Consider the following 24,197-nt stretch of genomic DNA (forward strand, 5'->3'; position numbering starts at 1 on the left):
CACGGAAGGAACGAGGCCCGCTCAAATGCGGGCCTTTTTGCTTGCGTGGCCTGCGCATAACATTACAGCTTAACTGCACAGTTAAACTGTATTGATGCTATGCTCGCGGCATGGCTAAATCACCCTCCTCCACCGAGCCCGCGCCGCCCGCCGCGCTGGCCGGCGATCTGCGCATTGCGCTTGGCAAGCTGTCCCGGCGCCTGCGCGAACAAGTCCACCCGAACGATCTCACCCACGCGCAAAAGTCGGTTCTGCTGCGCCTGGACCGTGATGGCCCGGCCACCGTGTCTGCGCTTGCGCGGGCCGGCAGCGTGAAGCCGCAGTCGATGCGGGTCACCGTTGCAGCGCTGGAAGCAATGGGCGCAGTTGTCGGCAAGCCCGATCCGACAGATGGCCGGCAAACGCTCATCGAATTGACGCCGGGCTTTAGGAAAGCCCTCAAGGAAAGCCGCGCCGCGAAAGACGATTGGCTGTTCCGCGCACTGCAGGCGCAACTGTCCGCCGCCGAGCAAGCTGAACTGGCGAAGGCCGTGACGTTGCTGCAACGGCTCGCAGAGTTTTGAGCCTCTCTTACTGTTCTTGATCCGGAGCGTCGACATGGCATGGTCCCATCTCATCTCTTGGTTTTTCGGCGGCGCGTTCCTCGCCAACGCCGTGCCGCACTTCGTCTTCGGTATCGCGGGCAAACCATTTCAGAGCCCATTTGCAACGCCGCGCGGTGAAGGCCTTTCGTCTTCCACGGTGAATGTGCTGTGGGGCGCGTTCAATCTGGCCGTCGGTTACGTCCTCGTCCTGCGGGTTGGTGATTTCCACCTGCGAAACACAACCGATGCCGTTGCGATCGGGTTGGGCATCCTGGCACTCGGCGTGCCGATGGCCCGGCGCTTTGGCAGGTTCAATGGTGGCAATCTCGACAGCGGTCTGCCGCAACGCCAATGAACACATCGGCAAGTACGCCAGCAACAGGCGTCTTCCGCTCACTGCGCGTTTTCAACTACCGGTTGTGGGCCGTGGGGTCGCTGGTGTCCAACGTGGGCACGTGGATGCAGCGCACCGCGCAGGACTGGCTGGTGCTGACGCAGCTCACGAACCATAACGCTTCAGCAGTCGGCACGGTCATGGCGCTGCAGTTTGGCCCGCAGCTCCTGCTATTGCCGTGGACGGGCGTTGCCGCGGATCGCTACAACCAGCGCAAGCTGCTGATGGCCACCCAAGCGACATCGGGCGTGCTGGCGCTGATTCTCGGGCTGCTCACCGTGACGGGCATCGTTCAGCTCTGGCACGTCTACCTGCTGGCTTTTCTGTCCGGCTGTGCGTCGGCATTCGATGCCCCGGTACGCCAGACGTTTGCGGCGGAACTGGTGGGCGATGGCGATCTGCCCAATGCGGTTGCGCTCAACTCGACGTCGTTCAACGCGGGGCGCATGGTCGGGCCAGCGGCGGCGGGCATGGCCATCGCCACCATCGGTACAGGCTGGGCATTCCTGGCCAATGGGCTTTCGTTCATCGCGGTGCTGACTTCGCTCTTTTTCCTGCGCAAATCCGAACTGCGCCCGAATGCGCGTGCACGGCGCTCTCAAGGCGGCTTTGCCGAGGCCATCCGTTACGTGTGGGCTCGCCCTGATCTCAAGGCCATGCTGGTCATGCTGTTCCTGATCGGCACATTCGGGCTGAACTTCCCAATCTTCATCTCGACAATGGCAGCGAGCGTCTTCCACTCGGACGCGCGCGGCTACGGCGTGTTGTCGTCGATGATGGCGGTCGGCACGATGTCCGGCGCGTTATTCGCCGCGGGGCGTAAGCAGCCGGAGTTCAAGTCACTGCTGATAGGCGCTGCGATATTCGGGCTGGGGTGCACGTTGGCGGCCATCGCACCGGGCTATTGGCTGTTTGCGGCGGCGCTGGTCATCACCGGCATGGCGGCGCTGACATTCACCAACACGAGCAACAGCCTGATGCAACTCTCGACCGAGCCTGCCATGCGTGGGCGGGTAATGGCGTTGCGCGTGGCCATCGCGTTGGGCGGCACCCCGATTGGCGCACCGATTGTGGGCTGGGTGGCAGACCATCTCGGCCCGCGCTGGTCACTTGGTGTGGGTGCGCTCTCGGGCCTGCTTTCGGCAGCGGTGGCCGTCTATGTGATGCGGCAGCAGATTCATCTGCCGCGGCAAGAGCCACCGACGCTGGAGCAAAGTGGGTCTTGAATACCTTGATGTTGCCGCGAAAAAAAACCCCGCAGTGCGGGGTTTTTCTTGGCAGATGCGACCGATCAGATCGCCTCGATCTTCGTAGCAGCCGGGCCCTTTTGGCCCACGCCTGCAACGTAGCGAACCTTCTGGCCCTCTTGGAGGGACTTGAACCCGTTGCCCTGAACTTCAGAGAAGTGAGCGAAGAGATCGTTGCCGCCTGCGTCCGGGGTGATGAAGCCGAAGCCCTTGGAGTCGTTGAACCACTTTACTGTGCCGGTTTCCATGTTGGATATCCTAAAAAGTTCTGCATGAGCCTGTGCTCACCAGGCACGACAATCAAGGAAGAAACATGGAGCAAAGGAAGCACCGCTTGGCGTGACAACCCAGAACATCGGAGTAACTGCTTGAAGATCCTGCGAGGATGGTTTCTACAGACATTTCAGCCCCGCGTCAACAAATAATTAGATAAGCTGCACCTTTGACCCACCCCCGCACCCCACCGCTGAGCCAGCACGCCACAGTGGGCATGCGCCCTTGAGAGAACCATCAGCATGACACTCTGCTCGGCTTGCGCTGCAATCGAACTCCATAAACGCGGCGCGCCAGGCCATGCTTTGCTGAGAATCACCGACACGCAGCGCATCAAGTCGCCCTCCGCGCGCCCAATCACCGTCAGCACGTTCTCGTGTCCCACATGCGGCGCGCGGTGGGTCTATCGCGATGAAAAGAACGTGGACAACCAGGGCTGGTCGCTAGAGGCGTAGGCGCCCTGCTCGGCAGCTTTTCTCATGGCGGTTCACAGCGCGTTCGGCGCCGCCCTCCCATCAAGCACCGCAGCGATATTGTCGAGTGCGGTGAACCCCATCTGGTCGCGCGTCTCGATCGTCGCGCTCGCCATATGCGGCGACAGAAACACATTGTCGAGTGCTGCAAAGCGCGGATCGATGTTGGGCTCGTTCTGATAGACGTCAAGCCCCGCGCCGAATAACCGATGCGACGCCAACGCATCGTACAGCGCATCCTCGTTGACGAGACTCCCGCGCGCTGCGTTGACGAATACCGCGCCGTCGCGCAACAAGCCGAACTCGCGGTGCGTCATCAATGGCGTGCCGCCGCCAGGCACGTGCAGCGTGAGGATGTCGCACTGTGGCAGTAGCGTGTCGAGATCCGCGCAATAACGCGCGCCGGCCTCGATCTCGGGCGGCGCGGGCCGCCGGTCGGTATAGACGATCTGCATTCCGAAGCCGCGCGCACGCTGTGCGACCGCCCGCCCGATCCGGCCGAAACCGACGATCCCGAGCGTCTTTCCGTTCACGCGCATGCCAAGCATGTCCGTCATGCCGAACGACTTTCCCCATCCCGCGCGCACGATGCGCTCGTACTCCGACGCACGCCGGCACGCGGCGAGAATCAACAACATCGTGAAATCGGCAGTGCAGTCCGTCAGCGCGTCGGGCGCGTTGCTGACGACGATCCCGCGTGCGCGCGCGGCGGCCACGTCCATGTGGTCGTAACCGGCGCTCGCGTTCGCGATGATCTTCACGCTCGGCGCCAATGCTGCGATGTGCTCGGCCTGCAGCCCCGATTTCTTGCCGATCAGCACCGCCGGCGTCTCGTGGCGGTTGCAGAATTCGACGACGGACGGCGCGTCCATGTCGGCGTCGGTCACATACGCGTGGAATTCGGCTTCGGCACGTGCGGCCACCGCCGCGGGAACCCGTCGCGCTACCAGGAGGCGGGGGCGATTGTTGTCAGGCATGGTCTCGTCCTTGGGTCGGAAAACGGAGCACAGCCTACGAAGCACGGTCGGCGCGGGTCAATATTGATTGTTTCGATCAATGTATGTGCGCGGTGCGCCGCCGCGGGCTTTCGACGTCGCTTCGGCCGTGTCGCGCGCCGCCCATCCGGCCGCGCTGGTCCGCGAGCGACGTCTCGTCGAACTCAGGAAAACCCTGACGCCGCCCCGTCGCGACGGGGCTGTTGATATTGATTGAAAGAATCAAGATTGCTGGGGAATCGCCACCGCGCAATGCTTTTTGCATGTTCAACGCACCACTGAAGACGAGGTCGTGAAGATGCAGGCAGAAAAAAGAATCGCGGCGGTGACGGGCGCCGGCACCGGCATCGGCCAGGCGGCGGCCGTCGCGCTGGCGCGAGCCGGGTTCAGCGTCGCACTGCTCGGCAGGCGCATCGATCCGCTGCTCGAAACGAAAGAGATCATCGAGCGGGCCGGCGGCGCGGCGGCGGCCATTCCGACCGATGTTTCCGACGAAGCGTCAGTCGACGCCAGCTTCGCGCAGATCGCGCACGAGTTCGGGCGCCTTGATGTGCTGTTCAACAACGCGGGCCGCAACGCAGGAGCCGTGCCGCTCGACGACTACTCGCTGCAATTCTGGAACGACGTGGTCGCGACCAACCTGACGGGTGTGTTCCTGTGCGCGCGCGCCGCGTGGCGCCAGATGAAGCGGCAGACGCCGCAAGGCGGCCGCATCATCAACAACGGCTCGATCTCGGCGCACACGCCGCGTCCGAACACTATCGCGTACACCGCCACGAAGCACGCCGTTCTCGGCATCACGCGCTCGCTCGCGCTCGACGGCCGGCCATTCAACATCGCGTGCGGCCAGATCGACATCGGCAACGCTGCCACGTCGCTGACCGAACGCATGACGAGCGGCGTGGCGCAGGCCGACGGCCGCATCGCGCCCGAGCCGCGCGTCGACGTCGCGCACGTCGCGAATGCCATCGTGCAAATGGCGAGCCTGCCGCTCGAAGCCAACATTCTGAACATGACGATCATGGCCAGCGCGATGCCCTTCGTCGGACGCGGCTGAACCCGACGTGCGCCGGCACACACAACAACCATACGCCGGCCCATCCATCAGACAACAGGAGACAACATTGGAAACTGCAGAAGAGCAGGTTGCGGTCATGCGCGAGGTCAACGCGCACGCGGGCAGCGTAAGAAGATCGCGGGTGCGCTACGGCGTGCTGTCGATGCTGCTGGTGGCGACCGTCCTCAACTACGTCGACCGCTCGGCGCTCGGCATCGTCGCGCCCTCGCTATCGAAGGATCTCGCGCTCACCCGCGTGCAGATGGGCGAGCTGTTCGCCGTGTTCGGACTCGCCTACTCGATTGCGCTGCTGCCCGCAGGCGTGCTAGCCGACATGCTCGGCTCGCGCGTTGCGTATGCGCTGTCGCTCGTCGGCTGGTCGCTGGCGACGCTGACGCAAGGGCTCGCACACGGCTACCACATGCTGCTCGGCTCGCGGCTGGCGATGGGAGCGCTCGAGGCACCCGCGTTTCCGTCGAACGCGCGCGCGGTGACGATGTGGTTCCCGGTCCAGGAACGCGGCTTCGCAACGAGCGTGTACGTGATGGGCCAGTACATCGGCACACCGCTCTTCACCGGGCTGCTGCTGTGGATCTCGTCGGCGTTCGGCTGGCGGGCCGTATTCTTCTCGACGGGCGCGTTCGGCATCCTGTTCAGTGTCGTCTGGTATCGGTTCTATCGTGATCCGTCACGGCATCGCAGCGTCAATGCAGCCGAGCTGCAGTACATCACTGAAGGGCGCCCCGTGGTGACCGCGCGCGATCGCTTCGAGTGGCGCATGGCGCTGCGCCTGCTCAGCTACCGGCAGATCCTCGCGATCTGTCTGGGCAAGTTCTGCAACAACACGCTGCTGGTGTTCTTCACGACCTGGTTCATGACCTATCTGGTCGAGGAACGGCACATGTCGATGATCAAGGTCGGTTTCTTCCAGGCGATGCCGTTCATCGGCGCGACGTTGGGCATCCTGATCGCCGGCTATCTGTCCGATCTCTGCATCCGGCGCGGCGTGTCGATGTCGTCGTCGCGCAAGGCGCCGCTCGTGATCGGCACCTTCCTCGGCGCGTCGATCGTGCTCGTCAACTTCGTGCATTCGAACGCGCTGGTGATCGCGATCCTGACCGTCGCGTTCTTCGCCCAGGGGATCGGCTCGATGTCGTGGGCGGCCGTGTCCGAGATTGCGCCTAAACGCTATGTTGGACTCACCAGCAGCATCACGAGCCTCGCGGCCAACATCGCAGCCGTCACCACGCCGCTGATGATCGGCTACGTGACGCAGCACACCGGCAGCTTTTTCTGGGCGCTGAACTTGATGGGCGGGATCTGCCTCGTCGGCACGCTGTCGTACTCGGTGCTGCTCGGCAAACTGTCGCGTATCGAGCTCTGAGCCCGTAGATGCCCTTTGTCTGCCAACCCGCCGACTCCTTCACCCGCGGACCACGACCATGATCGAATTCAAATGGGACCACCTGCAACTCTGCTCGGCCGATGCGGAGGCCACCGCCGCATGGTTCGCGCGCTGCCTGAACGCCGAAATCGTGCGACGCCCCGGCCGCGTCGACCTGCGGATCGGCGCCGTCAACCTATTCATCACCGCCCAGCCGGACGCGCGTTCGGCGACCGTGACGGAGGGGCGCCGCGTGCAAGGGATCGACCACTTTGGCGTGCTGGTCGATGACTTGGATGCCGCCTACGCGCATCTGGTCGCGCACGACGCAGAGATCGTCCAGCCCATCACGCGGATCCGCGCCGGTGTGCGCGGCTGTTTCGTACGCGCGCCAGGCGACATCCTCGTCGAGGTGCTTGAGCGGCGCGCAGCAGAAATGACATTCAACTGAACCCGGTCTATAGTCGGCGCAAGCGGCCAGACACAGGCCGCATCGTCATCACGACTCCCCATGCAGAACTGGATCACCCTGACGGAAGCGGCGCGGCGGCTCGGCGTGCGGGCGCAGACCGTCTACGCGTATGCGAGCCGCGGCAGTATCGCCGTGATGCAGGACCCCAACGATCCACGCAAGAGTCTGTATCGCGCGGAGGACGTGGTCACGCTGTGCCGCAAGAAACAGGTCGGCCGCAAGCGTGCGGCGCTGGCAGCCAGCACGATCTTTGGCGCCGAGCCGTGCATCTACAGCGGCATCACCACGTTCTCCAAGGGCCGCGCCTGGTATCGGGGCCGCGACAGCATTCAGCTCGCGGATACCGCCACGCTCGAGGAAACGGCTACTCTGCTCTGGCAGGCCACCACGCCCGTGTCGTTCGACGCGCCCGCGATCGCGCTGCCATCCGGCGAGCGCGATCGGCAATGCGCGTTCTCGGTACTCGCGATGCTGGCCGCGCACGGCCATTCGACGCTCGGCCGGCTCGACAGCGCGCTGCACATCGAAGCGGGGCAACTCGTCGCGATCGTGTCGCGCGCGTTCGGCGCGCATGGCGATGTCGGCGCAAGTCCACTCCGGACCCATCAGCGGCTCGCAGCCGGCTGGGGCCTCGACAGCGATGGCGCGGATCTGCTGCGCCGGGCGATGGTGCTGGTTGCGGATCACGAGATCACGAGTTCGGCATTCGCCGCGCGCATCACCGCGTCGACCGGCGCATCGCTCGCGGGCTGCCTGCTGACGGGGCTCGCAACGTTGTCGGGCCCGCTGCACGGCGACGCGTCAGGGCGCGTGCGTGCGGTATTCGACGACGTGCAGAGATTGGGCGCCGAGCACGTGGTCGATCACTACCTGAAGTCAGCGATCCCGATTCCCGGCTTCGGCCATCATCTTTACCCCGATGGCGATCCGCGCGCGGCCGCGTTGCTCGCGCGGCTCCATCCGCCGGCGGAACTGGCGCATTTCGTCGACAAGGTTACGGAGCTCACCGGCCAGCGGCCAACCATCGATGTCGCGTTCGCGATGCTGTCGGTGCAGCTTCAGTTGCCGCGCGATGCGGCGTTCGGCTTGTTCTCGATCGCGCGCAGCGTCGGGCTGCTCGCGCACTGCATCGAGCAACTGCGCGTGGGCAAGGTGATTCGGCCGCGCAGCCGCTACACGGGGCCGGCGCTAGACGAGCGGCATCTGCGCCCCGACACTGAGGACGAAGGCAAATTGCCGAAAGCCGGTGTGATCGAGAAGAATCGGGTGTTCAAGATAGTGGAGTAAGGCTACCGGGCTCCGCTCGGTCGCCACGTGGTGCCCTCACGTCGCCTTGCGGCCCCATTTGAAGTAGGGCGTCGAACGCGAACGATGGACACAACCACATCTGTCGGAAACCTTGTACAAAGCCATGCGGGGCTTAAGGTTGCCAAGCGCAAATTCGCACATTGCGTGAGATTGGGTGAAAGCGGTTGAGGCATCATGAGATGCCTCATCCCTTGTCACACTTGAGTTTCTTGCGATTTTTGTCGCTGCATAAAACGGGGTGAGACGATGCTAGATCACTCCCACTCAATCGTCGCAGGCGGCTTGCCCGACACGTCATACACGACCCGGCTCAAACCACGCACCTCATTGATGATGCGGTTCGACACGCGGCCCAACAGCGTGTACGGCAGATGTGCCCAGTGGGCGGTCATGAAGTCGGTGGTCTGCACAGCACGCAGCGCCGTCACGTAGTCGTACGTGCGACCATCGCCCATCACGCCGACGGACTTGATCGGGAGGAACACCGCAAACGCCTGGCTCGTCAGGTCGTACCAGCTCTTGCCGACATCGCCTTCACCGCACACGCCGGCGGCCACGTCCTGCGCCGTGGCCTTGGTGCCGCGCAGCTCTTCGATGAAGATGGCATCGGCACGGCGCAGCAGCTCTGCGTATTCACGCTTGACCTCGCCCAGAATGCGCACGCCCAGACCCGGCCCCGGGAACGGATGGCGATACACCATCTCGTGCGGCAGGCCCAGCGCCACGCCCAGCTCGCGCACTTCGTCCTTGAACAGATCGCGCAGCGGCTCGAGCAGCTTCAGCCCCAGCGTTTCCGGCAGGCCACCCACGTTGTGGTGGCTCTTGATCGTCGTTGCCTTCTTGGTCTTGGTGCCGCCTGATTCCACCACGTCCGGGTAGATCGTGCCCTGCGCCAGCCACTTGGCGTTGCTGAGCTTCTTCGCTTCGGCCTGGAACACTTCCACAAACTCGCGGCCGATGATCTTGCGCTTGGCTTCCGGGTCCGTCACGCCGGCAAGGTGGCCGAGGAACTGCTCGGAGGCATCCACGTGCACGACCTTGGCATGCAGACGGCCAGCGAACATGTCCATCACCATCTTGCCTTCGTCCAGGCGCAGCAGGCCGTGGTCGACAAACACGCAGGTGAGTTGGTCGCCAATCGCACGGTGGATCAGCGCCGCTGCCACCGACGAATCAACACCGCCCGACAGGCCGAGGATCACCTCCTCATCGCCCACCTGCTCGCGGATGGCCTTGACGGCTTCGTCGATGTGGTCGCGCATGACCCAGTCGGGCTTGGCACCGGCAATTTCCAGAACAAAGCGCTCGAGCATCGCGCGGCCTTGCACGGTATGCGTAACTTCTGGGTGGAACTGCACGGCGTAATAGCCACGTGCCTCATCGGCCATGCCGGCGACCGGGCAGCTCGGCGTCGAGGCCAGCAGCTTGAAGCCGGGCGGCAGTTCCGTAACCTTGTCGCCATGGCTCATCCATACCTTGAGCATGCCGTGACCTTCCGGCGTGGCGAAGTCCTGGATGTCCTTGAGCAGACGGGTGTGACCATGCGCACGCACTTCGGCGTAACCGAATTCGCGGTGGTCACTCCACTCCACCTTGCCGCCCAGCTGCACGGCCATGGTCTGCATGCCGTAGCAGATGCCGAGCACCGGCACGCCCAGGTCCCACACGGCCTGCGGTGCGCGCAGCTGATGGTCTTCGTACGTGCTGGCGTGGCTGCCGGACAGGATGATCGCCTTGGGCGCGAACTCGCGCACGAAGGCGTCGGACACGTCGTTCGGGTGGATCTCGCAGTAGACGTGTGCTTCACGCACGCGCCGCGCAATCAGTTGCGTGACCTGCGAGCCGAAATCAAGGATGAGGACTTTGTCGTGCATGTTGTGAAGGAATGGAATCGGCAATCGTGTCGACTTCAGTGCCGGGGCCGTAGCCCGGAGGCGGCATGTAGCCAGGTTCTTTGCGCTGCGCCTTTTCTGCGCGTTCGCGTTCGCGCGCGGCCGCGGCGTCTTCGCGGGCTTTCTGGGCGCGCACGCGCTCATTGGTGCGTACGCGGCGCGAGGCGGGAATCTGCACGGCGGAAAACGCCGCCAGCACCGCGGCAAACGTCGGCAGCCAGATGCGGCCAGCGCCATCCACCGGCAGGTGGAAGAACAGCAGCCAGGCAATCACCAGCACGGCGACAGCCAGGTTCACATGACCGACCACCTGCGCAACGGCGGTGGTCAGCTGCCCGTTGACGGTGGCGTGCCACAGCAGCCAGGCCACACCAATCAGCGTGACGCCGAGCAACTGACCGTACATCGCCGGCTCAGGCTGCGGTAATTGCAGCGCGCCGAAGATGGACGTCAAGGGTGAAGCGAGCAGGACGAGACCGACGCACAGCGCGACAGCCGCATCCAGAAACAGAACGAGTCGCAAAAGCGCTTTCATCATCGTCTCCAGTTGCGGGCGGCCGCCCGTGCTTCGGCCACCGGTTGAATCGGCCGGAGCGCCCGCGCGCCCCGGCGGCAGTACTGCTTGCCTTCTATCTTGTTTGCGATGATCGACAAGCGATCAGTCGCGGTGATAGTTCGGCGCTTCCTTCGTGATCTGCACGTCGTGCACGTGCGATTCGTTCATGCCAGCGGCGGTGATCTCGACAAACTGGGCTTTCTCGTGCCATTCGGCAATCGAGGCGCAACCGCAGTAGCCCATCGACGAGCGAACGCCGCCCGTGAGTTGATGCACGATCGGCAGCGCGGAGCCCTTGTACGGCACGCGCCCCTCGATACCTTCGGGCACGAGCTTGTCGACGTTGGCGGTGTTGTCTTCCTGGAAGTAGCGGTCGGCAGCGCCGTCCTTCATCGCGCCCACCGAGCCCATGCCACGGTAGCTCTTGTACGAGCGGCCCTGGAACAGGAACACCTCGCCCGGCGATTCGTCCGTACCGGCGAACATGCCACCCATCATCACGGTGTGCGCGCCGGCAGCCAGGGCCTTGGCAACATCGCCCGAGTAGCGGATACCGCCGTCAGCGATCAGTGGAACGCCGGTGCCCTTCAGTGCCTCGGCCACATTCGACACGGCAAAGATTTGCGGCACGCCCACGCCAGCAACGATCCGCGTCGTGCAGATCGAGCCCGGGCCAATGCCGACCTTGACGCCATCCGCACCGTGGTCGACCAGCGCCTTGGCGGCGTCGCCCGTGGCGATGTTGCCGCCAATCACCTGCACTTGCGGGTAGTTGTCCTTGATCCAGCGCACGCGGTTCAGCACGCCCTGGCTGTGGCCGTGCGCGGTATCGACCACGATCACGTCCACGCCGGCCTTCACCAGAAAATCGATACGCAGATCGTTATCCGGACCCACGCCCACCGCCGCGCCCACGCGCAGCGAACCGCGTTCGTCCTTCGAGGCCAGCGGGTATTCGGTGGCCTTCTGGATATCCTTGACGGTGATCAGGCCGCGCAGCTCAAAGGCTTCGCCCACCACCAGCACGCGCTCCAGGCGGTGCTTGTTCAACAGGCGCTTGGCCTCTTCCAGCGTGGCGCCTTCCTTGACGGTGACGAGCTTCTCGCTCGGCGTCATCTTGGCGCGCACCGGGGCGTCCAGTTCCTCTTCGAAACGCAGATCGCGGTTGGTGATGATGCCCACCACCTTCTTGCCTTCCAGCACCGGGAAACCCGAAATACCGTGCTGTGCCGACAGCGCCATCACGTCGCGGACCTTCATGTCCGGACCGATGGTGATCGGGTCGCGCAGCACGCCCGATTCAAAGCGCTTGACCTTGGCGACTTCGCGCGCCTGTTCTTCCGGCTTCAGGTTCTTGTGGACGATACCGATACCACCTTGCTGCGCCATGGCGATGGCGAGCCGCGCTTCCGTAACCGTATCCATGGCGGCGGAGACAAGCGGAATGGCGAGTTCGATCGAACGGGTGAGCTTGGTGCGAAGGGACGTATCGCGGGGCAGGACGGCCGAATAGGCCGGGACGAGCAGCACATCATCGAACGTGAGTGCTTTCTGGACAAGACGCATAGCAATTTCCTCTAGGCGCAAAATCGGATTATACGGGAATTCGCCCCACGGTAGTAGAGACCCGTGCTATGCTCGATAAATTTTTCTTCGCGCCCGTGCCTATTGCGCCCTGCGCCGCCAGCGGCCGCGCAGAGTTAGCCTCGCGAGTGTTCGAATGGGAATTGGCGTACTGTGCGCCCTGCTGGCCGGGGCGATGTGGGGCATGGTCTTTATTGCACCCCGCGCGCTGCCCGCGTTTTCACCGTGGGAACTGACCCTTGGCCGCTACCTCGCCTACGGCGTCATCGCAGCCATCACCGCTGCCCCGATCCTTCCCCGCATTGCCCGCAAGATTACCCGCGCCGATTGCCTGGCGCTGTTCAGGCAGTCCTGCAGCGGCAACCTTGTTTACTTCGTTTTCGTGGCCTTTGGCGTGCAACTGGCTGGCGTTGCACCCACCTCGCTTATCGTCGGCATCCTGCCCATTACCGTGACCATGCTTGGCCGGCGCGATCATGGGGCCGTGCCGCTCTCCCGCCTGATCTGGCCGCTATTGGTTGTCGCTGCCGGCATCGTCTGCATCAACGTCGACCTGTTCGGCCATGAAGCGACGACGATGGCCGCCAACGCCCGGCCTGCCTGGCAACGCATTGCCGGCATCGCTTGTGCGGTGGGCGCGCTTTGCAGCTGGACCTGGTACGCCGTGGACAATGCCCGCTACCTGCAGCGCAATCCGCATTTCTCCAGCAACGAATGGTCTGCGTTGTACGGCATTTCCAGCGGCATTCTGTCGGCCGCTTTGACCTTGGCGGCCCTGCTCGCGGTCGGTACAAGCTGGATGAATGCCGGCGGACGTGCCTGGGGCACGTTCTGGGTGGTCAATGCTGCCGTGGCACTCGGCGCGTCGCTGATCGGCAACAACTTATGGAACATCGCCTCCCGACGACTGCCGCTCACACTGTCGGGCCAGATGATCGCGTTCGAGACCCTGTTCGCGCTGGCATATGGCTTCGTGTACGACGACCGCTGGCCGCGTCCGCTTGAGATGGCCGCAATCGCCTTGCTGATTGCGGGTGTCGGCTGGTCGGTGCGCTTGCACGCCAACAACAAGTCTGCATAAACTGGGCGCCTTGCCGGGGGGCGAGTCGACAGGCCAAGCCAGGCCGTCGGCCTAAATTGGCGAGTGGCGATCACGCCACCGGGCTCCCGTGCGCGTCCAGGGGCCGTCGTCGGGTCGGCCAGCGCGCCGTCGGCAGTCCACGAACGAGAACTCCATGAAACGACTGCACGTCCTGTTGCCTGCCACCGCTGCCCTGATCGCCCTCGCTTGTCCGGTTGCCCAGGCGCAATGGGCCTGGCAATGGCGCGATGACAAGGGCCACATGGTCTACAGCGATGCCGCACCGCCGCCGTCGGTGCCAACCAACCGCATCATCCGCAATCCGAACAGCCGCACGGCAACGGCCTATGAAGCGCTGTCCGCGCCGGCCTCGGGCGTCAAAGCGGCGGACCCTAACGCGGCAGCCAGACCCAGCCAGCCAGCCTCGGGCGTGGCCGCATCGAACCCCGACGAAGAACTGCGCAAGCGCCTGGCCGATCGCGCCAAAAAGGAACAGGACGAAGCCAGGCAGGCAGACGCTGCCCAGCGCAAGCAAGCCGAATGCGCACGCCTGCGCAACGAAACCACGTATATGCAAGACGGCCGCCGCGTCGGCTCGGTGCAGGCCGACGGCTCGATCGCCTATATGGATGACAACCAGCGCGCCGCAGCCGTCCAGCGCAACCAGGCTGCCCTGAGCGCCAACTGCAACTGATTTGTCGTTATTCGAGGACGTCGTCTTTGGGCGGCGCCTCGTTGCGCAGCCACTTCAGCCCTTCGCGCGTGCCGGTGGCCCGCACCTTCAGCACGCGCCGCCGGCGTGCAGTTTTTGGATCGGCGATCAGCGGACCCAGAATTTCCACCCGGTCTCGCGCGTGCAACGGTGCATCGGGCGTCTTGCGCTTGCCGTAAATGCCCAGGCGGCAGGTATCGATGGTCAATTCCAGGCCATTCAGCACGCCAGAGGCACGCACCGCGTCGGCCACCGTCGCTCGCTCCGGTACTTGGACGATGACAAGCCGCGGCGGCGTAACCGTCGCCAGGCAGACCATCACGTCGATCACGGTGCTGGAATCAGGATTCGCCATACACCGTCTCAGCGCGTTTGACGAACGAATCGACGAAGGTGTTGGCAATCATGCTGAACACCGGGCCGATCAGTTTTTCCAGAATCACGTTGGAAAACTCGTAATGCAGGTGGAAGTTGATCTTGCAGGCGTCCGCGCGCAGCGGCGTGAAGATCCAGAAACCGGTAAACGACTTGAAAGGCCCGTCAGCGAACGTCATATCAATGCGGGTGGGCCGCGTTTGCACGTTACGCGTGCGAAAGAACTGGTGAATGCCCTTGAAGGCGATGTCCACACGCGCGTCGAGTGACGTTTCCGTCTGCTCGTAGATTTCAACGCCCCCGCACCATGGCAGGAAGTTCGGATAGTCCTTGACGTCGGTGACCAGGTCGAACATCTGTTCGGCCGAGTAGCCAATTAACACGTTTTTTTCAACGTCTGCCATGCGTCATCCGAAAGCTTTGCGTGCCGCGTCCCGGCTAGGATTGCGGCGGATTTGTTAAACTCGCCATTTTATCGCAGCGCATGCAGGGATCGTCACCCCAAGGCGCGCACCGCATATTCCAAAATATGACCATCGCCGACAACAAAAAGGCCTTTTTCGATTACTTCATCGAAGAGCGCTACGAAGCAGGCATGGCTCTTGAGGGCTGGGAGGTGAAAGCCATCCGGGCCAACCGTGCGCAGATCAAGGAAGGCTACGTCGTCATTCGCAACGCCGAGCTGTTCCTGATCGGGGCCCATATCAGCCCGCTGCAATCGGCCTCCACGCATGTCAATCCAGACCCCGTGCGCACCCGCAAGCTGCTGCTGCACGCCGAAGAGATCAAGAAGCTCATCGGCAAAGTGGAACAGCGCGGCTACACGCTCGTGCCGCTCAACCTGCACTACACGCGCGGCCGCGTGAAGTGCGAGATCGGCCTTGCCAAAGGCAAGAAGCAGTTCGACAAGCGCGAAACCGAGAAAGACCGCGACTGGCAGCGCGAAAAAGCCCGCCTCATGCGCGAGAAGGCTTGAGCCCTCTCCCGCTCCGCCGAGCCTTACGCGCTCGGCCGCTGCTGCTTCACAATCGTCAACGCTGACGCAATCATCGTGCTCAGGTCACCCATGTTGCCCGGCACGATGAGCGTGTTGCCCTGCTTGGCCAGGTTACCGAATGCGCTCACATACTCTTCCGCCACCTTCAGGTTGACGGCATCGACACCGCCCTCGGTACGAATGGCCTGACCGATCTTCTGGATCGCCTGGGCGTTGGCTTCTGCCACCGCCAAAATCGCCGCTGCCTCGCCCTGCGCCTTGTTGATTGCGGCCTGCCTTTCCCCTTCTGATTTTTGGATGGCAGCCTCGCGCGCACCGGATGCCAGATTGATCTGCTCCTGGCGCTTGCCTTCGGATGCGGCGATCAGCGCACGCTTTTCACGCTCGGCCGTGATCTGCGCCTGCATGGCGTGCAGGATCTCCTTCGGCGGCGTCAGATCCTTGATCTCGTAGCGCAGCACCTTCACGCCCCAATTCGATGCGGCCTCATCCAGCGCATTGACCACGCTGTGGTTAATGAAGTCGCGCTCCTCAAACGTCTTGTCCAGTTCCAGCTTGCCGACGACCGAGCGCAGCGTCGTCTGCGCCAGCTGCGTGATGGCGATCACGAAATTGCTCGATCCATACGAAGCCCGCATCGGGTCGGTCACCTGGAAATACAGGATGCCGTCCACTTGCAGCTGCGTGTTGTCCTTGGTGATACAGATCTGGCTCGGTACGTCGAGCGGGATTTCCTTGAGCACGTGCTTGTAGGCCACGCGGTCAACAAAGGGCAGCACGATGTTGAGCCCCGGCGAGAGCGTTGCGTGATACTTGCCCAGTCGCTCCAGAATCCAGGCGTGCTGTTGCGGCACGATCTTGATGCCTTGTGCGATGAGCACGATGGCGGCAAACAGGACGATGATCGCGAGAGTCCCCAGCTCGAACATAGAACCTCCGTGGTTGGGCTTGTTGGTTGTTGTTGGTGGCTACCTGGGCGCGACGACAAGCACGTTGCCACGCACTTCGACGATCCGGAATTCGCCAGCGGCGGCCGATGCGTGCGGTGCAAGTTCGACATCCCATGCGGCGCCGCGATATTGCACGCGCGCGCGGCGCTCGGGTGACCAAGCATCGACGCGCAACGTCTCGCCGATGTCCAGATTGACGTTGCGATTGCGCGCGGCATTCTCACGCGTGGTCCGCCCGTAGCGCGTGCGCCGCAACCCGACGATGCCGAACACCGCCACGATGGCGGCCACGATGGCCTGCGCAGGAAACGTAAGGCCGATCAGCGCGGCAAGACCGCCAGCGACCAGGCCGATTGCCACCATCAGCAGATAGAAGGTCCCCGTCATCAGCTCGCCGATGACGAGCAGCACGGCCAGAGAAAACCAGACGGTCTGAGCCGACATACTCCCTCTCCCGGAATCCCATAAAAAAACCCCCGCGACGCTGCACGTCTGCGGGGGCATGTCGCTCGGCCCCCGTCAGCGTTGGACGCTCTCGGGCACTTCGCGTTCTTGTTGGCGCGTACCCGTCAGGATACGCGCCTTGTCTTACGACGCTCTAGGCCGGAATCAAGCCGAACCCAGCTTCTGCCACGTGTCGATCACCGAATCCGGGTTCAGCGAGATCGACGAGATACCTTCCTTGGCCAGCCACTCGGCAAAATCCGGATGGTCGGACGGGCCCTGACCGCAGATACCGACGTACTTGCCCATCGACAGCGCCGTAGAAATGGCACGCTGCAGCATGAACTTGACCGCCGGATCACGCTCGTCGAAGTCCTTGGCCAGCAGCTCCATGCCGGAGTCGCGATCCAGACCCAGCGTGAGCTGCGTCAGGTCGTTCGAGCCGATCGAGAAACCGTCGAAATGCTGCAGGAACTGCTCGGCCAGAATCGCGTTGGACGGCACTTCGCACATCATGATCAGGCGCAGGCCGTTCTCGCCGCGCTTCAGGCCGTACTTGGCCAGCAGCTCGACAACCTTCTCAGCCTGACCGAGCGTACGCACGAACGGCACCATCACTTCGACGTTGGACAGGCCCATCTCGTCGCGCACGCGCTTCATGGCACGGCACTCCATCTCGAAGGCTTCGGCAAAGTCTTCGGCGATGTAGCGCGAGGCGCCCCGGAAGCCCAGCATCGGGTTTTCTTCGTCCGGCTCGTAGCGCGAACCACCGATCAGCTTCTTGTACTCGTTGGACTTGAAGTCCGACAGACGCACGATCACGGGCTTCGGATAGAACGCCGCTGCGATCGTGGCAATGCCCTCGGCCAGCTTGTCAACGTAGAACGCACGCGGGCTTGCATGGCCGCGAGCCACGCTTTCCACGGCCTTCTTCAAGTCGCTGTCGACCTGCGGGTAGTCGAGGATCGCCTTCGGGTGAACGCCGATGTTGTTGTTGATGATGAATTCGAGGCGAGCCAGGCCCACACCGCCGTTCGGGATCTGGCAGAAATCGAACGCCAGTTGCGGGTTGCCGACGTTCATCATGATCTTGGTGCTGATCGACGGCATTTCGCCACGCTGGACTTCCGTGATTTCGGTTTCCAGCAGGCCGTCGTAGATCTTGCCTTCGTCGCCTTCGGCGCACGAGACTGTCACCAGCGTGCCGTCCTTCAGCAGGTCGGTCGCATCGCCGCAGCCGACCACAGCCGGCACGCCCAGCTCACGCGCGATGATGGCCGCGTGGCAAGTACGGCCGCCACGGTTGGTGACGATGGCCGAGGCGCGCTTCATCACCGGTTCCCAGTTCGGGTCGGTCATGTCGGCAACCAGCACGTCGCCGGGCTGCACGCGCTCCATTTCAGCCGGATCGTTGATCACGCGCACCGGGCCCGTGCCGATCTTCTGGCCGATAGCGCGGCCGGTGGTCAGCACCGGTGCCGAGCCCTTCAGGCGGAAGCGCTGCTCGACCTTGCCGTGCGACTGGCTCTTCACCGTCTCCGGGCGAGCCTGCAGGATGTAGATCTTGCCGTCCTTGCCGTCGCGGCCCCACTCGATATCCATCGGGCGACCGTAATGCTTCTCGATGATGACGGCGTACTTGGCCAGCTCCGTCACATCCGCATCGCTGATGGAGTAACGGTTGCGGAGTTCGCCCGGCACGTCGACGGTCTTCACGCGGCCTTCTTCGCCCGGCGCGGTGAATTCCATCTTGATCAGCTTGGAGCCGATCGAGCGGCGGATGATCGGGTACTTGCCGGCGGCCAGCGTCGGCTTGAAGACGTAGAACTCGTCCGGGTTCACCGCACCCTGCACCACCGTTTCGCCCAGGCCGTAGCTGGAGGTGATGAAGACGACCTCCTGGAAGCCCGATTCGGTGTCGATCGTGAACATCACGCCCGAGGCGCCGCAGTCCGAGCGCACCATGCGCTGGATGCCGGCCGACAGGGCCACCACGTCATGGGCGAAGCCCTTGTGCACGCGGTAGGAAATCGCACGGTCGTTGTACAGCGAAGCAAACACGTGCTTGATCTTGTCGAGCACGTCATCGATGCCGAGAACGTTAAGGTAGCTCTCTTGCTGGCCGGCGAACGAAGCGTCCGGCAGGTCTTCGGCGGTAGCCGACGAGCGCACCGCGAACGATGCCTCGGCGCCTTCGCGGGCCGACACGCGAGCGTACGACTCGCGAATCTCCTGCTCCAGACGCGGCTGGAACGGTGCGGTGGCGACCCACTCGCGGATCTCCTTGCCGGCGGCAGCCAGCGCCTTGACGTCGTCGACATCCAGGCTGGCCAGGCGCTGCGAGATGCGCTCGGTCAGGTTGTTGTGTGCAAGGAAATCGCGGAACGCCAGTGCCGTGGTGGCAAAACCGCCTGGAACGCGCACGCCGGCGCCATCCAGCTGGGAAATCATCTCGCCCAGCGAAGCGTTTTTACCGCCGACGACCTCGACATCGGTCATCCGCAATTGCTCGAACGGCAGCACATAGGCGCCGTCTTGCGACAGGTTAGTCATACAAGCCCCTAAACTAAGTGAAAAACCGGTCGGATGCGCACGGGGCTTTCTTCTTGTCGTCTGGCCGCGCGAATCGCTTGGCTAAACCATCCGGATGCCCTGCCAGCACTGCCGCTGTGGCATTGCCTGACAGGCGATCGGCCCGAATTGCTTAGCTAAACGATCGCCGCTATTCTACCGTGCCGCAGCACGATTTCCTGCCGGCGTGCTGGAAAAACCCCTCGTTTTCGATGACCGACCTCGCCCCCGCATCTCCCAACCGCACACCGTTCCGCACCGTTTTCATCGTGTCGGATGGCACCGGGATCACCGCAGAAACGTTTAGCCACTCGATCCTGGCGCAGTTTGAGATGAAATTCCGACAGGTGCGGATTCCGTTTGTCGACACGATCGACAAGGCTCACGTTGCGGTCGCAAAGATCAACGAAGCCTTTCACGCCGAGGGGGTGAGGCCGATCGTCTTCACCACATTGGTGGATGCCGAGGCAAACGAGATCGTCCATCGGGCCAAGGCCACCATCCTGGACATGTTCCAGACCTTCATCGAGCCGCTCGAGAGGGAACTGAACCTCAAGTCGACCCACGCCATCGGCCGGTTTCACCAGAACGCCGACACCGAGGCGTACAAGAACCGCATCGAAGCGATCAACTTTTCACTTGCGCACGATGACGGCCAGTCACACAAGAACCTGGCCGAGGCGGATGTGATTCTGGTGGGGGTATCGCGCAGCGGCAAAACGCCGACCAGCCTGTACCTGGCAATGCAATACGGCGTGAAATCTGCCAATTACCCGCTCATTCCGGACGATTTCGAGCGCGGCAAGCTGCCCACGGTGCTGTACAACTACAAGAACAAGATTTTCGGGCTGTCGATCGATCCTCAGCGCTTGTCGGAAATCCGCAATGAACGTCGCCCAGGCAGCAAATATGCCGCGCTGGAAAATTGCCGCTATGAGGTCAACGAAGCCGAATCGATGATGCGGCGCGAGGGCGTCAAGTGGCTGTCGTCAACGCACAAGTCGATCGAGGAAATTGCCACGACGATCCTGCAGGACATCAAGATGGATCACAACAACTACTGAGCGAGCGCTCTCAGACCTCAAACACAACGGCCGGCATTGCACCGGCCGTTTTGCTTTTCTGCGGCCCAGTCAGGCGCGATCGCGCACCCAGTTGCCGCCATGCGCCGCGGCTTGCGCTGCTGGCGATGTTTCCAGGTAGGCCAGCGCCTGCTCGGTCGATCCTTCGTGATGCGGCGTATAGCTGGGGCGGAAATAGCGCAACGCAGCCCCCAGCATTTTCCAGAACGATGGCAGGCAGTTGCGCCGCGAGCCGTGCCACCAGCCGCGGATAAAGCCAGGAAACTTGCCCGCGCCCGGATCGCGCTTGTACATGAAGCGGAAACCCGTCACCAGGAAGTACAGCAGCAACAGGATCGTGGTCAGCATGTGGAAGCAGCGTTCGAGATACGAGCCGCCCATGTGCCGAAAGATGTCGAACGCGACGGTGCGGTGCTCGACCTCCTCTGCGCCGTGCCAGCGCAGCAGGTCGAGCATGACGGGATCGGCATGGGCGGCATCCAGCCCCTTTGCGTTGAGCACCCAGTTGCCCAGATAGCCGAAAAAGTGCTCCAGCGCGGCGATGATGCCGAGCTGCTGCCGCAGCCAGAAGCGCGTGTGGCCGATCTTCAGGCCCAGCGGCTGTTCGCCGAGCACCTTGGAAAAAAGCCAATCGAGGCGCTTGGTGAAGGGCTGGGTGTCGATGCCGTGGTCTTTGTAGTAATGCGCCAGCACACCGCCGTGCGAGCGCGAGTGGACAGCCTCCTGGCGCAGAAATCCCTCGGCGTCAGAGCGCAGCTTTGTGTCGGTAATCAGCGGCAGCGCCTTGTTGTAGACGCGGCAAAACCACAGCTCGCCGGCGGGAAACAGCAGGTTCAGGATGTTGATGATGTGCGTGCTGGACGGGTCGCCAGGAATCCATTGGATGGGCGTGTCCTTCCAGTCGAAACGGACGTGGCGGGCCTTGATGAAGTAATTGGGCGCGGTCATGGTGGTCTCCTGATGTTCTTGTCTGCGCGGGCTCAATGCCCCGCCATGCTTACGCGCGCAATCAGCCGGCTGAGCCACTGTGCATAGCGCGAGATGAAGCGCGACGAGTGCGCCTCGATGCCGATCGTGACAACGGGCTTGTTGCGCTGAACCGCCCTGAACATGGCCTTTGCCACGGTCTCGGGCTTGAGGCCGCGCAGCTGGTAGAGCTTGGTCGCGCGGGCACGCAGTTGGGCCTGTTGTGCCTCGGTCGTGCCGGTGTAGACGGTGGAGGCCATGATTCCGGTCTCGGCAAAACCGGGGCAGATGGCCGACACGCCGATACCCTGCCCGGCCAGCTCGCCGCGCATGCATTCGGACAGCATCAGCACCGCGGCCTTCGTCGTCGCATAGGCGGCAAGATCACGCGATGGCGCGAAGGCCGCCGCTGATGCAGTGTTCAGGATGTGCCCGCCCTGCCCGCGCGCCACCATCTGCTTTGCGAACAGCCGGGCGCCATGGATCACACCCCACACGTTCACGTGCAGGATGCGCTGCCAATCGCGCTCGGAGGTGTCGACAATGCCGCCCGCCATGCCGATGCCGGCGTTGTTGACGACGATGTCGGCGCCGCCTAGGTCCTTGCCGACCCAGTCGACCAGCGCTTCCATCTGCTCGGCATTGCCGACATCGACGGTGCGCGACCACGCCTTGCCGCCGGTGAGACGGATGAGCTTGGCCGTGCGCTCTGCATCTTCGGCACGGATGTCGACAGCGACGATCGCCGCACCCTGCTCCGCGAATTCCAACGCCGCGCAACGACCGATGCCGCTGCCAGCTCCCGTGATGACCGCCAGCTTGCCGGAGAACGGTTTGCGCTCGCCATGCTGACGCGTGCGTTGCAGCGCTTCGGATTCCGGCTTGCCCTCGACATGCTCGATCAGCTCGCGTGCCATTTCCGCCATGCGTGCGGCATGCGTGACCGGCAGCCAGTGCCGCGCTACCACTTCGCGGCGCCAATACTGCGGCACCCAGCGCGAGAGGTCTTCGGACAACGCGGGGCTGACGTACTTGTCCAGCGTCGGCACGATGACCTGCACCGGCGCATGCGCCACACGCTTGCGCGGCGTGAACAAGCTGCGGGCGAAATTGGCGCGATACAGCGAGACACCGCGCACGCCATCGGCGGTCTGCGTGGCACGCGGCACGATGGCGGTCTTCTCAACGCGACGCAGCACACGCGGCCACGCGCGCCCGAGCCACAGGCGCCAACTCAGCTCTGGCACGATGGGCAAATGGAACAGCAGCACGTACCACGAGCGCACGAGCTGCCCCAGCATCTTGCCCAGCGACGACGGCGTCGGCCGCAACAGCCGCGCGCGCATCCAGTAACCCACGTGGTCCAGGCAAGGCCCTGAGCACGATGTGTATGACGCAATGCGTCCGCGCAGGCGCTCCTCCGTCACGAACTCCCACGACTGGATCGAACCCCAGTCGTGCGCGATCAGGTGCACCGGCTTGCCTGGGCTCAGCGTATCGATCACGGCGATAAAGTCGTCGGTCAATCGCGCGAAGGTGTAGTTGCGCATCCCTTTGGGCGAACTTGACTTGCCGGCACCACGCACGTCGTAGGCAATGATGTAGTAATCCCGCGCGAGCAGCGGTGCCATCTCGTGCCAGACCTCGCTATTGTCGGGGTAGCCGTGCACGAGTACGACGGTCGGATGCGCCGGGTCGCCCCAGGTCTTGACGGCGAGCGAGACGCTGCCGGATTGCACGGTGCGCTCGGCGTGTTCGATGGTCGGGACGGTAGCAGCCGGCTCGAACAACGCCAGCGGAGCCTCTTCAAGAAGCGTTTTCATGTGAGCCTCCCCGCGCATCAGGCGGCGCGCTGCTGCGCAAGCTGGCGTTGCTGCCAGCGGCGCACATGCGGCAGATCGTCGTCGAGCCAGTAAGCATCGTCTTCGGTGATGACGAGCAGCTCTTCGAACTTGGCACCGACGCCATGGAAACCCAGGTGCGGCTCAACGGCCCACAAGCCCGGCACCGGCGCATGTTCGGATCGACGGTCGATCGACCACAGCGGCGACCACCCTTCCTGCTTGCCGCTGCGCACCTGGTCGAGGATTAGATTGCGCGTGGCATTCAACCCGAAGCGCGCAACAAAACGCGGTTTGGATGGGCTGTCCAGCTTGGCCACGCGATGCGCCAGCACTTTGAATGGATAGGCCTTGTGGCGCGGCTCCACGCCCTGCTTCATGCAGAGCTGATCCACTGCACGCGCTACGTCGGCCATTGACCGACGCTCGCGAATCAGGCGCACGATCAGTTCGCGATGCGCCATCAGATCGTCCTGCAGTTGTTCGAGGATGGCGCTCTCGCCAAGGCACATGGCATAGCCCACATCGGCGATCACGCCATTGCGCACGGGCGCCACGTCCAGGATGACCGGCATGTTTTCCTCCAGCCGCCGCGACGATGGAAAGAACGCGAGGTTGAAGCCGGCCATGTGCGTCAGGCCCGAAAAGCCCTGGAACGCCGTGCGATCGCCAAACCAGGCGAACGGCTTGTGCAGCCAGTCGTGCACGCCGCGATCGCCGAGCCACTCAGTGAGCAGCTTGGCCGCGTCCTTCTCCGTCATGCCGGGGCGCAGCATGCCGCCGACGGCCTCGACGCACGCGTAGGCGAGTTGCTGGATTTCGCGAAACTGGGCCAGTTCGTCGACATGGACGCGCGCCAGGGTGGGGTTCGGCATGCCGGTCTCCTTGAGTATGGGTATCGGGGGGCGCTCATTGGCACCGCGCCAAATGTTCCATTACTCAATGTCAAAGTCAATGCG

Annotated in this window: 26 protein-coding genes; 12 read left to right on the top strand and 14 right to left on the bottom strand. The window is 63.4% G+C overall.

What is annotated here, in order from left to right:
* Positions 1-110 precede the first annotated feature (110 nt).
* The 3 genes from BG83_RS0105380 to BG83_RS0105390 are packed head-to-tail and all read left to right on the top strand — an operon-like array spanning position 111 to position 2,204.
* Entirely contained in the window at positions 111-563 is a 453-nt protein-coding gene (locus tag BG83_RS0105380; protein ID WP_024975760.1) for a MarR family winged helix-turn-helix transcriptional regulator, read from the top strand.
* 34 nt (positions 564-597) lie between these two features.
* Complete coding sequence (locus BG83_RS0105385; RefSeq protein ID WP_024975761.1) at positions 598-939, top strand: hypothetical protein; 342 nt, start codon at positions 598-600, stop codon at positions 937-939.
* The gene (locus BG83_RS0105390; RefSeq protein ID WP_024975762.1) at positions 936-2,204 is read left to right on the top strand and encodes an MFS transporter; all 1,269 of its coding nucleotides are present in this window, start codon (positions 936-938) and stop codon (positions 2,202-2,204) included. Before BG83_RS0105385 ends, BG83_RS0105390 begins: the two co-directional genes overlap by 4 nt.
* Before the next feature lie 65 nt (positions 2,205-2,269).
* Here the strand turns inward: BG83_RS0105390 and BG83_RS0105395 are convergent, their stop codons facing one another.
* A complete protein-coding gene (locus BG83_RS0105395) occupies positions 2,270-2,473 on the bottom strand; it encodes a cold-shock protein (protein WP_004626726.1) in 204 nt (67 codons plus the stop codon).
* Positions 2,474-2,740: 267 nt separating this feature from the next.
* Here BG83_RS0105395 and BG83_RS29805 point away from each other — a divergent pair, with 267 nt between their 5' ends.
* Positions 2,741-2,953, top strand: coding sequence for a hypothetical protein (locus tag BG83_RS29805; protein ID WP_024975763.1), 213 nt, complete (start codon positions 2,741-2,743; stop codon positions 2,951-2,953).
* A gap of 32 nt (positions 2,954-2,985) precedes the next feature.
* On the opposite strand, the gene BG83_RS0105405 is transcribed toward BG83_RS29805, so the two are convergent.
* On the bottom strand, positions 2,986-3,948 hold the full coding sequence (locus BG83_RS0105405; RefSeq protein ID WP_024975764.1) for a 2-hydroxyacid dehydrogenase: 963 nt from the start codon (positions 3,946-3,948) through the stop codon (positions 2,986-2,988).
* Between the two features lie 76 nt (positions 3,949-4,024).
* A complete protein-coding gene (locus tag BG83_RS29235; protein WP_152543668.1) occupies positions 4,025-4,231 on the bottom strand; it encodes a hypothetical protein in 207 nt (68 codons plus the stop codon).
* Between the two features lie 33 nt (positions 4,232-4,264).
* Here BG83_RS29235 and BG83_RS0105410 point away from each other — a divergent pair, with 33 nt between their 5' ends.
* The 4 genes from BG83_RS0105410 (at position 4,265) to BG83_RS0105425 (ending at position 8,166) form a co-directional block, all read left to right on the top strand.
* The gene (locus BG83_RS0105410) at positions 4,265-5,023 is read left to right on the top strand and encodes an SDR family oxidoreductase (protein ID WP_024975765.1); all 759 of its coding nucleotides are present in this window, start codon (positions 4,265-4,267) and stop codon (positions 5,021-5,023) included.
* A gap of 97 nt (positions 5,024-5,120) precedes the next feature.
* On the top strand, positions 5,121-6,407 hold the full coding sequence (locus tag BG83_RS0105415; protein ID WP_037031599.1) for an MFS transporter: 1,287 nt from the start codon (positions 5,121-5,123) through the stop codon (positions 6,405-6,407).
* Positions 6,408-6,465: 58 nt separating this feature from the next.
* Positions 6,466-6,858, top strand: coding sequence for a VOC family protein (locus BG83_RS0105420; RefSeq protein WP_024975767.1), 393 nt, complete (start codon positions 6,466-6,468; stop codon positions 6,856-6,858).
* A 60-nt stretch (positions 6,859-6,918) separates the two neighbouring features.
* Positions 6,919-8,166, top strand: coding sequence for a citrate/2-methylcitrate synthase (locus BG83_RS0105425; RefSeq protein ID WP_024975768.1), 1,248 nt, complete (start codon positions 6,919-6,921; stop codon positions 8,164-8,166).
* Between the two features lie 275 nt (positions 8,167-8,441).
* Here the strand turns inward: BG83_RS0105425 and guaA are convergent, their stop codons facing one another.
* The 3 genes from guaA to guaB form a co-directional block, all read right to left on the bottom strand.
* Positions 8,442-10,061, bottom strand: a complete 1,620-nt coding sequence (guaA, locus tag BG83_RS0105430) for a glutamine-hydrolyzing GMP synthase (RefSeq protein ID WP_024975769.1) — start codon at positions 10,059-10,061, stop codon at positions 8,442-8,444.
* Positions 10,036-10,614, bottom strand: a complete 579-nt coding sequence (locus tag BG83_RS0105435) for a hypothetical protein (protein ID WP_024975770.1) — start codon at positions 10,612-10,614, stop codon at positions 10,036-10,038. Before BG83_RS0105435 ends, guaA begins: the two co-directional genes overlap by 26 nt.
* Positions 10,615-10,737: 123 nt before the next feature.
* Positions 10,738-12,201 carry an IMP dehydrogenase gene (gene guaB, locus BG83_RS0105440; RefSeq protein WP_024975771.1) on the bottom strand — a complete coding sequence of 488 codons (1,464 nt, stop codon included), beginning with the start codon at positions 12,199-12,201 and terminating at the stop codon, positions 10,738-10,740.
* Between the two features lie 154 nt (positions 12,202-12,355).
* Between guaB and BG83_RS0105445 the strand changes: the two genes are divergently transcribed.
* Both BG83_RS0105445 and BG83_RS0105450 read left to right on the top strand, forming a co-directional pair.
* On the top strand, positions 12,356-13,300 hold the full coding sequence (locus BG83_RS0105445; protein WP_024975772.1) for a DMT family transporter: 945 nt from the start codon (positions 12,356-12,358) through the stop codon (positions 13,298-13,300).
* Positions 13,301-13,454: 154 nt separating this feature from the next.
* The gene (locus BG83_RS0105450; protein ID WP_024975773.1) at positions 13,455-13,994 is read left to right on the top strand and encodes a DUF4124 domain-containing protein; all 540 of its coding nucleotides are present in this window, start codon (positions 13,455-13,457) and stop codon (positions 13,992-13,994) included.
* A 7-nt stretch (positions 13,995-14,001) separates the two neighbouring features.
* On the opposite strand, the gene BG83_RS0105455 is transcribed toward BG83_RS0105450, so the two are convergent.
* Complete coding sequence (locus tag BG83_RS0105455) at positions 14,002-14,367, bottom strand: RnfH family protein (protein ID WP_024975774.1); 366 nt, start codon at positions 14,365-14,367, stop codon at positions 14,002-14,004.
* Positions 14,354-14,791, bottom strand: coding sequence for a type II toxin-antitoxin system RatA family toxin (locus BG83_RS0105460; RefSeq protein WP_024975775.1), 438 nt, complete (start codon positions 14,789-14,791; stop codon positions 14,354-14,356). Before BG83_RS0105460 ends, BG83_RS0105455 begins: the two co-directional genes overlap by 14 nt.
* 125 nt (positions 14,792-14,916) lie before the next feature.
* On the opposite strand from BG83_RS0105460, the gene smpB reads away from it, so the two are divergent.
* Positions 14,917-15,363 carry an SsrA-binding protein SmpB gene (smpB, locus tag BG83_RS0105465; protein WP_004626709.1) on the top strand — a complete coding sequence of 149 codons (447 nt, stop codon included), beginning with the start codon at positions 14,917-14,919 and terminating at the stop codon, positions 15,361-15,363.
* Positions 15,364-15,386: 23 nt separating this feature from the next.
* Here the strand turns inward: smpB and BG83_RS0105470 are convergent, their stop codons facing one another.
* The 3 genes from BG83_RS0105470 to ppsA all read right to left on the bottom strand — a co-directional run bounded on the left by BG83_RS0105470 (position 15,387) and on the right by ppsA (position 19,331).
* Positions 15,387-16,313, bottom strand: coding sequence for an SPFH domain-containing protein (locus tag BG83_RS0105470; protein WP_004626708.1), 927 nt, complete (start codon positions 16,311-16,313; stop codon positions 15,387-15,389).
* 39 nt (positions 16,314-16,352) lie between these two features.
* Positions 16,353-16,778, bottom strand: a complete 426-nt coding sequence (locus tag BG83_RS0105475; protein ID WP_024975776.1) for an NfeD family protein — start codon at positions 16,776-16,778, stop codon at positions 16,353-16,355.
* A gap of 165 nt (positions 16,779-16,943) precedes the next feature.
* Complete coding sequence (gene ppsA / locus BG83_RS0105480; RefSeq protein WP_024975777.1) at positions 16,944-19,331, bottom strand: phosphoenolpyruvate synthase; 2,388 nt, start codon at positions 19,329-19,331, stop codon at positions 16,944-16,946.
* 230 nt (positions 19,332-19,561) lie between these two features.
* On the opposite strand from ppsA, the gene BG83_RS0105485 reads away from it, so the two are divergent.
* Positions 19,562-20,413 (top strand): pyruvate, water dikinase regulatory protein, encoded by an 852-nt coding sequence (locus BG83_RS0105485; RefSeq protein WP_024975778.1) that lies wholly within the window; start codon positions 19,562-19,564, stop codon positions 20,411-20,413.
* A gap of 69 nt (positions 20,414-20,482) precedes the next feature.
* Here the strand turns inward: BG83_RS0105485 and BG83_RS0105490 are convergent, their stop codons facing one another.
* From BG83_RS0105490 to BG83_RS0105500, 3 genes are read right to left on the bottom strand one after another with little or no spacing between them, the layout of a single operon-like run.
* Positions 20,483-21,379, bottom strand: coding sequence for a metal-dependent hydrolase (locus tag BG83_RS0105490; RefSeq protein WP_024975779.1), 897 nt, complete (start codon positions 21,377-21,379; stop codon positions 20,483-20,485).
* A 32-nt stretch (positions 21,380-21,411) separates the two neighbouring features.
* Positions 21,412-23,220: an SDR family oxidoreductase gene (locus tag BG83_RS0105495; protein WP_024975780.1), complete on the bottom strand. Its 1,809-nt coding sequence runs from the start codon at positions 23,218-23,220 to the stop codon at positions 21,412-21,414.
* Between the two features lie 17 nt (positions 23,221-23,237).
* Entirely contained in the window at positions 23,238-24,113 is an 876-nt protein-coding gene (locus BG83_RS0105500) for a M24 family metallopeptidase (RefSeq protein WP_024975781.1), read from the bottom strand.
* Between the last annotated feature and the right edge of the window lie 84 nt (positions 24,114-24,197).

Source organism: Ralstonia pickettii (assembly GCF_000607165.1).
Lineage (GTDB): Bacteria > Pseudomonadota > Gammaproteobacteria > Burkholderiales > Burkholderiaceae > Ralstonia > Ralstonia holmesii.